This window comes from Butyrivibrio sp. LC3010 (assembly GCF_000424385.1).
Lineage (GTDB): Bacteria > Bacillota > Clostridia > Lachnospirales > Lachnospiraceae > Butyrivibrio.
In genome coordinates, this window is sequence record NZ_AUJU01000034.1 from 20,041 (window position 1) to 29,079 (window position 9,039).

Genomic DNA, 9,039 nt, shown 5'->3' on the forward strand with positions numbered 1-9,039 from the left:
CCGGTACGCAATAGCGTCAATTAAATAAGTATAAACATATTGTAAAAAAAGCAGAAAAAGGCTAAAGTATTTATAGGATTTGCCGAGTATGGTGATTTTACTTCCTGAACGCGCTAAGGAAAAGCGTTTAAGAATCCTGAATTCAAAAATTAAAAAATACAGTTGACGTTCTAAAGCACCTATGCTATATTATACAAGCGACAGAAAATTTAGGTCTTTTTTTTATGCCTTAAAATAGGCGGTAAAATCGATAGAATAACGCACGGAGGAATGAACAATGCGTACAAGAATCACACTTGCTTGCACAGAGTGCAAAAACCGTAACTACGATACAACAAAGGATAAGAAGACACATCCTGACAGAATGGAAATTAAGAAGTATTGCCCTTTCTGCAAGAAGCACACACCACACAAGGAGACAAAGTAATTCCATTATAAGTATGGAGAAAGTCCTTGAGTTTAAGGGGGTTTAGATATGAGCGATAATAATGCTGCAAAAAAAGCACAGGAGAGCAAACTTTCTGCTTTCTGTAAGGGTGTAAAGGCTGAATTCAATAAGATTATATGGCCTTCAAGAGAAGATATCACGAAGCAGACAACTGCAGTGGTTATCATTTCTGTTATTGTGGGAGCTCTTATAGCTGTGTTTGATTATGCTTTTGGTTATGTGATTAACTTCATTACCAAGATTTGATAAAGGAGTATTATGGCAGAAGAGATGCAGAATGAAAATGAACTCGATCTGACTTTGGGCTCTGCTGAAGAAGAAAACACAGATGCTGCCGAGGCTGTAGCTGAGGAAACTGCTGATGCAACTGAGGCTGGCGTGGAGACCACAGAGAGTCCTGCTCACCAGAACGCTCACTGGTATGTTGTTCATACATATTCAGGATATGAGATGAAGGTTAAAGCAAACCTCGAAAAAACTATTGAAAATCGTCATTTGGAGAACCAGATTTTTGAGGTTCGTGTGCCGCTTCAGGATGTAGTTGAGATGAAGAATGGCGCGCGCAAAACAGTGAGCCGCAAAATGTTCCCTGGTTATGTCCTTGTAAATATGGACATGAATGATGATACATGGTATGTTGTCCGCAATACCAGAGGTGTTACGGGATTCGTTGGACCGGGAAGCAAGCCGGTACCGTTGTCAGATGCTGAGATTAAGCCTCTTGGAATCAAGACTGAGAACATGTCTGTTGATTTCGGTGTAGGCGACGAGATAGCAGTTGTTGCAGGCGTTTGGAATGGTACAGTGGGTATTGTTCAGCGTATGGATTTTGGCAAGCAGAGTGCGACTATCAATGTTAATCTGTTTGGCAGAGAGACGCCTGTTGAAATCGGATTTACAGAAGTCCGTAAAGTGACAAGCTAATTATTTTAAGGTATATCGTAGATATTCTACTATATATAGATGGGTTGAAATTAAGATATTTCAATTCATGGGAACTGGAGTGGGAGCATTTGTGTATTGCTTTCGCTGGTTTTTATGGCGAAGGTGCTGATATACACATGGAATGCGCCTGACCACATTATTTCTAGGAGGTGCCATTATGGCAAAGAAAGTCGAAGGATACATTAAGTTACAGATCCAGGCTGGTAAAGCAACACCAGCACCGCCGGTTGGTCCGGCTCTTGGTCAGCACGGTGTAAACATCGTTGAGTTCACAAAGCAGTTCAACGCTAAGACCGCTGACAAGGGTGATGTCATCATTCCTGTTGTCATCACAGTTTATGCAGACAGAAGTTTCACATTCATCACAAAGACTCCGCCTGCAGCAGTTCTTCTTAAGAAGGCTTGTAACCTTCAGAAGGCATCCGGTGTTCCGAACAAGAACAAGGTTGCAACAATTTCTAAGGACAAGATCAGAGAAATCGCAGAGACAAAGATGCCTGACCTGAATGCAGTTGATATCGAAGGTGCTATGAGCATGATCGCTGGTACTGCACGCAGCATGGGTATTGTAGTAGAAGACTGACGGAGGGCTAAGAGATGAAACACGGAAAGAAGTATGTTGAAGCTGCTAAGCTCATTGATAGAGCACAGCAGTATGAAGCTGCAGAAGCAATCTCTTTAGTAAAGAAGTCTGCTACTGCAAAATTTGATGAGACTGTTGAAGTACACATTCGTACAAGCTGCGACGGTCGTCATGCGGATCAGCAGATCCGTGGTGCGGTTGTTCTTCCGCACGGAACAGGTAAAACTGTTAAAGTTCTTGTATTTGCAAAGGGAACAAAGCTTGATGAGGCACAGGCTGCCGGCGCTGACCATGTAGGTGGCGAGGAGCTTATTCCTAAGATTCAGAACGAAGGTTGGCTTGACTTTGACGTTGTAGTTGCTACACCTGACATGATGGGTGTTGTAGGACGTCTTGGTAAGGTTCTCGGACCTAAGGGTCTTATGCCTAACCCGAAGGCTGGTACAGTAACAATGGATGTTACAAAGGCTATCAACGATATCAAGGCTGGTAAGATTGAGTACCGTCTTGACAAGGCTAACATCATCCACTGCCCTATCGGAAAGGCATCTTTCTCAGAGGATCAGCTTGAGCAGAACTTTACAGCTCTTATGGATGCTATTGTTAAGGCTAAGCCTTCAACAGTTAAGGGTCAGTACCTTAAGAGCATCTCACTTGCAACAACAATGGGCCCTGGTGTCAAGGTAGTTGCAAACAGATATTAATTTATAGTTGATATTTGTATAATGAGTATACAAAGCGCGAAATCAGTTAATGGTTTCGCGCTTTTTTTCTGCCCAAAAACTAAAGGTATTTGTTTTTCTCAGAAAAACAGGAATCTAACCTTCCCTTTTTGCCCACAAGAAGTCACATATTTGTGTTATTCTATAGTAAACAGCAGATATGCCTGCTGCTTACTATAGGGCCTCATGCGGATTTTGTAGGGAATATGCCACTTCGGTGAGCAAGATCCGGTGCTGCCAACTACAGTAGGCAATTTCTAATATCGTTTACGATATTTACGGGAGATGAGGCGGAGATGAGATTAAAATCTCTGCGTTAATATTATGAAAAAAGATAGCTATAATGATGAACGCAATAAGAATGGGAAAAAATCAACCGGACTAAATGCAGCTGTAATTGCGTCGGTGATTGCTTTTCTGCTAACACTTTCAATAGGAGCCATTGTGTTGTTTGCAATGGGTGCAAAGAATAGGAATATAGATAATATAGCGGAAGAGGAATCACTTGAAAGTGATATGCAGGCGAGGGTTCCCGGAGCCACTAAGATTGAAGACCCTGCCTTGAATAATAGTTCTAAAGCGGATGGGGGATTGGAATCAAATCAGTTTGTTAATAATCCAAATGCGAAAGATTTGGAGGGGGCTGAGAATCAGCAGACAGATGATACTGAAGATAATTCTGAGGCTGGCGATGCAAATGCAGATGATAATGAGGATAATTCTGAAGAAATAGCAGTTGTAGATGAAGCTTCGATAACGGATCCTCAGTGGGAACACCTGATAACACCACAAAACGCCGACTATGTATCTCTCGCATTTGCAGGGGATATTTTATTTGATCCGGGATATGCCATCATGAATAAGATAAGGCAGAATGGCGGCGGCATAGATGGGGTTATTGGAGGCAGTCTTCTTTCTTATATGAGAAGTGCCGACATAATGGTTGTGAATAATGAATTCCCATATTCATACGGAGGGACTCCGACAGAGGGGAAGACCTTTACATTCAGAGCAGAACCATCATCAGCAGAGCTTTTGAATCAGATGGGGGTTGATGTAGCTACACTGGCTAATAATCATGCGTATGATTATGGACAGACAGCCCTTTTGGATACATTATCTGCAATAGACAGTGTAGGAGTGGCAAGAGTCGGCGCTGGAGCTAATCTGGATGAAGCTTCTCACCCTGTGTATTATATGGCCTCAAATGGGTTGAAAATAGCAATAATAGCGGCAACGGAGATAGAGAGGATTGATAATCCTGATACAAAAGGGGCAACTGATTCCTCTCCGGGTGTGTTTAGATGTCTTGATATAACAAAGCTTGTAAGCAGAATAAAGGAAGCCAAAAGCACAGGAGCTTATGTAATTGTCTGCATACACTGGGGAACTGAGAATAAAGAAGAAATCGACTGGTGGCAGGAAAAGCAGGGACCTGAAATTGCTAATGCCGGTGCAGATCTGATTGTTGGAGCACATCCTCACATATTGCAGAAAATAGGTTATATAAATGGAATACCTGTGGTTTACAGTCTTGGAAATTATCTGTTTAATTCAAAAGAGCTGGATACCGGGCTTTTGAGGGTAAATATCTATACAGACGGCCATACGCAGCTGCAGTTTGTTCCGGCTGTTCAGAGTGGCTGCACGGTAGCTGAAGCAACCGGTGACAGGAAAACAGCGATACTTAACCATATGCGTGCAATCTCACCTGGCGTTTCTATTGATGAAGAAGGCTTCGTTCAATGATATTGACACTTAATTTACTTTTGAGTAACATATTAATGGAGGATTATCGGAATTTCGAGAAGATAGTGCAAAATAGACGATAATTGTAGTATGGCAAAGAATGTGAGAGGTGCGTTCTATGATTACTATTAGTTTATGCATGATCGTAAAAAATGAAGAGGAAAAGCTTCCAACCTGTCTGGATTGCATCAAAGATCTGGTTGACGAGATGATAATCGTTGATACGGGATCTACCGATAAGACAATTGAGATTGCAAAGTCCTACGGCGCTAAGGTTTATAATTTTGAATGGACCGGCAGTTTTTCGGATGCCAGAAATTATTCCTTCGAGCAGGCCACATGTGACTTTATATATACAGCGGATGCTGATGAGACGATTGATGAGGAAAACAGGGAGAGATTCAGGCAGTTAAAAAAAGATATAGATGAACTGGATATTGATGTGGTTCAGATGTATTACTGTAATCAGCTAAGTCATAATACTGTTTATAATTATGACAAAGAGCTGCGTCCTAAGCTTTTTAGAAGAATTAGGAAATATGTGTGGCATGATCCTATACATGAAATGATAAAGCTTGACTCCACGGTTTGTAACAGCGATGTAGAAGTTAAGCATAATCCTACTGAGGACCATGGGGAGAGGGATTTAGCCGCATTTAGAAGAGCTATAAGAGAAGGCGAATACATAAGTAAAAGACTTCACAATATGTATGCCAGAGAGCTGTTTATGGTGGGGACTGACGAAGATTTCATGCTTTCAAAGGAATTTTTTGAAGAGTCCATAATGGATAACGGAAGAGACCTTGATCAGATTAAGGAAGCAGCGTGCGTTCTGGCTCATATAGCAGTTTTGGATGGGAAGACCGAGGAGATTTTGAAGTATTGCTTAAAGGATCTTACAACTATTCCATCGAGTGAAATGTGCTATGAACTCGGTAACTATTACAGGAATAAAGGGGATCTTATTGAGGCGATTATCTGGTATTACAATGCGGCATATGAGACTTCACCTATACTTGAAATCCACAGAGGCGGAGACATGGCACTTCATAAGATTTCCGAATGCTATAGGGAACTTGGTAATCTTGAACAGGCTGAGGATTATGAGGCAGCTGCAAATAACTGGCAGATACCTTCAAATGAGTAATTATCCGGTATTATCGGAGTCGTATTCATGAAGTAAAAAAACTAATGGCAGGCTTAAACGATACTTTCGAAAGCTTGCCATTTTTGCTGAGCAGAGCACTTGGCGAAGTTTTTTATGAGCTTAGTGGAGCTTGCTGAGCAGAACATCTGCTCACATACACATAGAAAAGGAAAATATTTAATTCATATGATAAACAAAAGAGTTATCCGGTTATTAGCTGCTTTTTCGCTGTCGCTTATTTTGACATGCACGGAAGGCTGCAGCAATGATCAGTCATTGAATGTATCAGGATCGGGGCAGAGCAGTAATGAATTAACAAAACAAAATCCTGCTGGAAACTGGTCAGTTGAAGACGGTTATATAAATGCATCTGTTGAAACGACAAACACCGCTGCTGAGGAGGTGCAGAATTCTGAGAGTTCCCTTAGCGTTCCTACTTATGTTACAAAGGTAGATAATACCTGGTTTATTGTGGATTGCTATCATGATCAGATTATTTATAGTGAAGATCTGTCGGCTCCATTATATGAGTGGAAGGTACTCACGAAGGATGCAAAACAGCCTCATACCATGGCGTCTGATGGAATAGTTATACTTGTGGATGATACGGAGAACAACAGGGTTCTTGTTTTTGAAAAACAGGACAGCGTGTACGTTAATACACAGATTTTTGATGGAATAGGAAACAGGCCACATTATACGGTTTATGATGAGGAAGATAAAGCATTTTATGTCTGGAGCTCAACCACCGGTGAGATGTATATTTTCAGGCATGAGGATTGCAGCTCTAAGATATATCTTACAGAGATAAGAAAGGCCGGAGGCGGGGATAAAAGCACGCTTGATGGCACATACATCAGGTCTTTTTATATAAAAGATGGCGACATTTATTTTGTATCCGGAATTGGTGCTGATGGAAGGCCGTCCGGTATACTTATCTGCGATAAGGCTACTCTTGAGATTAAGGAAAAGATAGAAGTACCTGATTCCATGGCAGGAATGGTGGCTATGGTTAAGGAAGGGGATTATTTCTACATCACTGTGTCTACAGATGTGGCAGGGGACCAGAATGCTGCAACAATGGTCAGAACAAAGGACCTGAAGGGACTTATGAAAGGTGATTTTGAAGAGATATATTCTGACTTTTTTGTTGGCGGTGGAACTCCCTATAATATCACGGAAATTGATGATACTTTTTTCCTGACAGAGCACCGTCTCCCGGGGCATTATGTATGGAGCTTCAGGATTGAAAACAACGAGATAACGGATGTCAGGGCAGTGTTCTAGTATATTGGTTTACAAAGGTTACTGTTCAGACAGCTCTGCGCACTTGCTGCGCTGAGCGTGAGAATGTTCTACGTCTTGAATATAGGATTTGCCCCTTTGCCGAAGGCAACTGGAATGGGCAAATCCAGTTGCTGTGAGCACCGTAAGGTGTGAACAGTAACTTACAAAGCTCTTCTGATACTTGTATTATTAAATTTACTTGTATAAAAACACTTTAGTGTAGTATTATGGTAAAGTGCTAAATAATTGGAATCTGAGGAGAATTATTATGAGCTGGGAAAAATCTGTTAGAAGAGTTACTCCATATGTTCCTGGGGAGCAACCAAAGGATAAAAATATAATTAAGCTTAATACAAATGAGTGCCCATATCCGCCGGCTCCAAAGGTAAGAGAGCTGATAAGTGGTCTTAGATATGAGGATATGAGGCTTTATCCGGATCCGGAAGCAAGCAGTCTTATTAAAGCTCTTTCCGGGTATTATAATGTGCCGGAGGATCAGATATTCGTTGGTGTAGGATCTGATGATGTACTGTCAATGGCATATCTTACTTTTTTTAATTCAGATAATCCGATTCTTTTTCCGGATATCACTTATTCGTTCTATGATGTGTGGGCAGAGTTGTATAAGGTCCCGTATAAAAAAATACCGCTAAGGGACGATTTTACCATAGACTTTACTGAATATTATGGTGATAAGCAGCCAAATGGAGGCATAATTATAGCCAATCCGAATGCTCCTGTGGGTATTTACGAACCTGTATCAAAAATCGAAGATGTAGTGGCACATAACCCTGATTCGGTATGCATTATCGATGAAGCGTATATTGATTTTGGCGGAGAAAGTGCGCTGCCTCTTATAAAAAAATATGATAATGTGTTGATAGTGCAGACATTCTCAAAATCAAGAGCTATGGCTGGTATGAGAATCGGTTATGCCTTTGGTTCCAAGAAACTGATAAAGTATATGCAGGATGCAAAGTTTTCATTCAATTCATATACCATGAACAGACCTTCGCTTGAGCTTGGCATAGCTGCTATTGAGGATGATGTTTACTTTAAGGAGACCTGCAATAAAATCATAGCTACCAGAGAGCGCGTGAAAAAGGAGCTGTCAGCGCTTGGCTTTACTTTCCCTGATTCAAAGGCTAATTTTATCTTTGCAAAGCATGATAAGCTTACGGGAGAGGAGCTGTTTCTTGCACTGAAAAATGCAGGAATATATGTAAGGCACTGGAATGCTGACAGAATTTATGATTATCTTAGAATCACGATAGGCACTGATGAGGAGATGGATAAGCTTATTTCTTTCCTGCAAAAATACTTGTAGTATTTATAGCCTTTTGGTAAAATTGTGCACTGGAGTGTTAATTTTTTGATGTCTCAAGATGAAAGAATTGTATTTTTTTAAAACAGATAGTCCGGCTTAAGGAAGTTTCTTTAGCAGATAGCCGTGATTTATGTCCGGGACATCAGCAGTACTATTTTGGAAAGGCTATTTTTATGCTTAGGTTTTTAAAAGGATCACTGATTGGTCAGTATATTTTTTGCTTTTTATTGTCCATGGTACCACTTGTAGAGCTTAGAGGTGCTATTCCTTCAGCCCATGGATTTGCACAGACTGCAACGCATTTCAATCTGGTTTTAGGATATATTATTATTGCTATCGGGAATATGATTCCGATGCCCTTCATTTTCTTCTTTGCAAGAAAGGTACTTGAGTGGGGAAAAGATAAACCGCTTATCGGAAGGTTTTTTACCTTCTGCCTAGAAAAGGGAGAGAAGGGTGGAAAGAAACTCCAGCAGAAAGCAGGCGGCGGATTATACTTTGCGCTTCTTTTGTTCGTAGGAATCCCTGTACCGGGAACAGGAGCATGGACCGGAACACTTGCAGCAAGTATTCTTGATATGGACTTCAAGAAAAGCGTTCTTGCGGTTGTAGGTGGAATTGCACTTGCCGGAACAATTATGGGTATTGTCAGCTTTTTGACTACCAGTGCTATTCTTGGGTTAGCGCACTAACATGTAAATATATAGATTCCTGTTTTTCCTCAGAAAAACGGGAATCGTATTGGACCAGGTCCTCGCGAAGCGAGGGGCGTGTCCTGCCGAAGGCAGGATTTTTGCGGGCGATTTCCGCTTTTGCCCACAAAAAGTCATA

10 protein-coding genes are annotated in these 9,039 nt (G+C 41.2%); all 10 read left to right on the forward strand.

What is annotated here, in order from left to right; translation table 11 throughout:
* Nucleotides 1-277 precede the first annotated feature (277 nt).
* The 10 genes from rpmG to G622_RS23530 all read left to right on the forward strand — a co-directional run bounded on the left by rpmG (nucleotide 278) and on the right by G622_RS23530 (nucleotide 8,900).
* The gene (gene rpmG / locus G622_RS0117605; protein WP_022760828.1) at nucleotides 278-427 is read left to right on the forward strand and encodes a 50S ribosomal protein L33; all 150 of its coding nucleotides are present in this window, start codon (nucleotides 278-280) and stop codon (nucleotides 425-427) included.
* A gap of 48 nt (nucleotides 428-475) precedes the next feature.
* Nucleotides 476-694 (forward strand): preprotein translocase subunit SecE, encoded by a 219-nt coding sequence (gene secE, locus G622_RS0117610; RefSeq protein WP_026511778.1) that lies wholly within the window; start codon nucleotides 476-478, stop codon nucleotides 692-694.
* Nucleotides 695-826: 132 nt separating this feature from the next.
* Complete coding sequence (gene nusG / locus G622_RS0117615) at nucleotides 827-1,372, forward strand: transcription termination/antitermination protein NusG (protein WP_026511779.1); 546 nt, start codon at nucleotides 827-829, stop codon at nucleotides 1,370-1,372.
* 178 nt (nucleotides 1,373-1,550) lie between these two features.
* Entirely contained in the window at nucleotides 1,551-1,976 is a 426-nt protein-coding gene (gene rplK / locus G622_RS0117620; protein WP_026511780.1) for a 50S ribosomal protein L11, read from the forward strand.
* A 14-nt stretch (nucleotides 1,977-1,990) separates the two neighbouring features.
* Entirely contained in the window at nucleotides 1,991-2,680 is a 690-nt protein-coding gene (gene rplA, locus G622_RS0117625; RefSeq protein WP_026511781.1) for a 50S ribosomal protein L1, read from the forward strand.
* A gap of 342 nt (nucleotides 2,681-3,022) precedes the next feature.
* Nucleotides 3,023-4,447 (forward strand): CapA family protein, encoded by a 1,425-nt coding sequence (locus G622_RS23520; RefSeq protein ID WP_049945935.1) that lies wholly within the window; start codon nucleotides 3,023-3,025, stop codon nucleotides 4,445-4,447.
* A gap of 118 nt (nucleotides 4,448-4,565) precedes the next feature.
* Nucleotides 4,566-5,594 (forward strand): tetratricopeptide repeat-containing glycosyltransferase family 2 protein, encoded by a 1,029-nt coding sequence (locus G622_RS0117635; RefSeq protein ID WP_026511783.1) that lies wholly within the window; start codon nucleotides 4,566-4,568, stop codon nucleotides 5,592-5,594.
* Between the two features lie 114 nt (nucleotides 5,595-5,708).
* The gene (locus G622_RS23525) at nucleotides 5,709-6,881 is read left to right on the forward strand and encodes a hypothetical protein (protein WP_049945936.1); all 1,173 of its coding nucleotides are present in this window, start codon (nucleotides 5,709-5,711) and stop codon (nucleotides 6,879-6,881) included.
* 268 nt (nucleotides 6,882-7,149) lie between these two features.
* On the forward strand, nucleotides 7,150-8,208 hold the full coding sequence (gene hisC, locus G622_RS0117645; RefSeq protein ID WP_044957990.1) for a histidinol-phosphate transaminase: 1,059 nt from the start codon (nucleotides 7,150-7,152) through the stop codon (nucleotides 8,206-8,208).
* Between the two features lie 173 nt (nucleotides 8,209-8,381).
* Nucleotides 8,382-8,900 carry a small multi-drug export protein gene (locus G622_RS23530; protein WP_044957993.1) on the forward strand — a complete coding sequence of 173 codons (519 nt, stop codon included), beginning with the start codon at nucleotides 8,382-8,384 and terminating at the stop codon, nucleotides 8,898-8,900.
* The last annotated feature ends 139 nt before the right edge of the window (nucleotides 8,901-9,039 follow it).

Excerpts from the sequence above, each read along its gene's own strand:
- hisC (WP_044957990.1), top strand. The coding sequence starts at position 7,150 with ATGAGCTGGGAAAAATCTGTTAGAAGAGTTACTCCATATGTTCCTGGG.
- G622_RS0117635 (WP_026511783.1), top strand. The coding sequence starts at position 4,566 with ATGATTACTATTAGTTTATGCATGATCGTAAAAAATGAAGAGGAAAAG.
- rpmG (WP_022760828.1), top strand. The coding sequence starts at position 278 with ATGCGTACAAGAATCACACTTGCTTGCACAGAGTGCAAAAACCGTAAC.
- rplK (WP_026511780.1), top strand. The coding sequence starts at position 1,551 with ATGGCAAAGAAAGTCGAAGGATACATTAAGTTACAGATCCAGGCTGGT.
- rplA (WP_026511781.1), top strand. The coding sequence starts at position 1,991 with ATGAAACACGGAAAGAAGTATGTTGAAGCTGCTAAGCTCATTGATAGA.
- secE (WP_026511778.1), top strand. The coding sequence starts at position 476 with ATGAGCGATAATAATGCTGCAAAAAAAGCACAGGAGAGCAAACTTTCT.
- G622_RS23530 (WP_044957993.1), top strand. The coding sequence starts at position 8,382 with ATGCTTAGGTTTTTAAAAGGATCACTGATTGGTCAGTATATTTTTTGC.
- G622_RS23520 (WP_049945935.1), top strand. The coding sequence starts at position 3,023 with ATGAAAAAAGATAGCTATAATGATGAACGCAATAAGAATGGGAAAAAA.
- G622_RS23525 (WP_049945936.1), top strand. The coding sequence starts at position 5,709 with ATGAGCTTAGTGGAGCTTGCTGAGCAGAACATCTGCTCACATACACAT.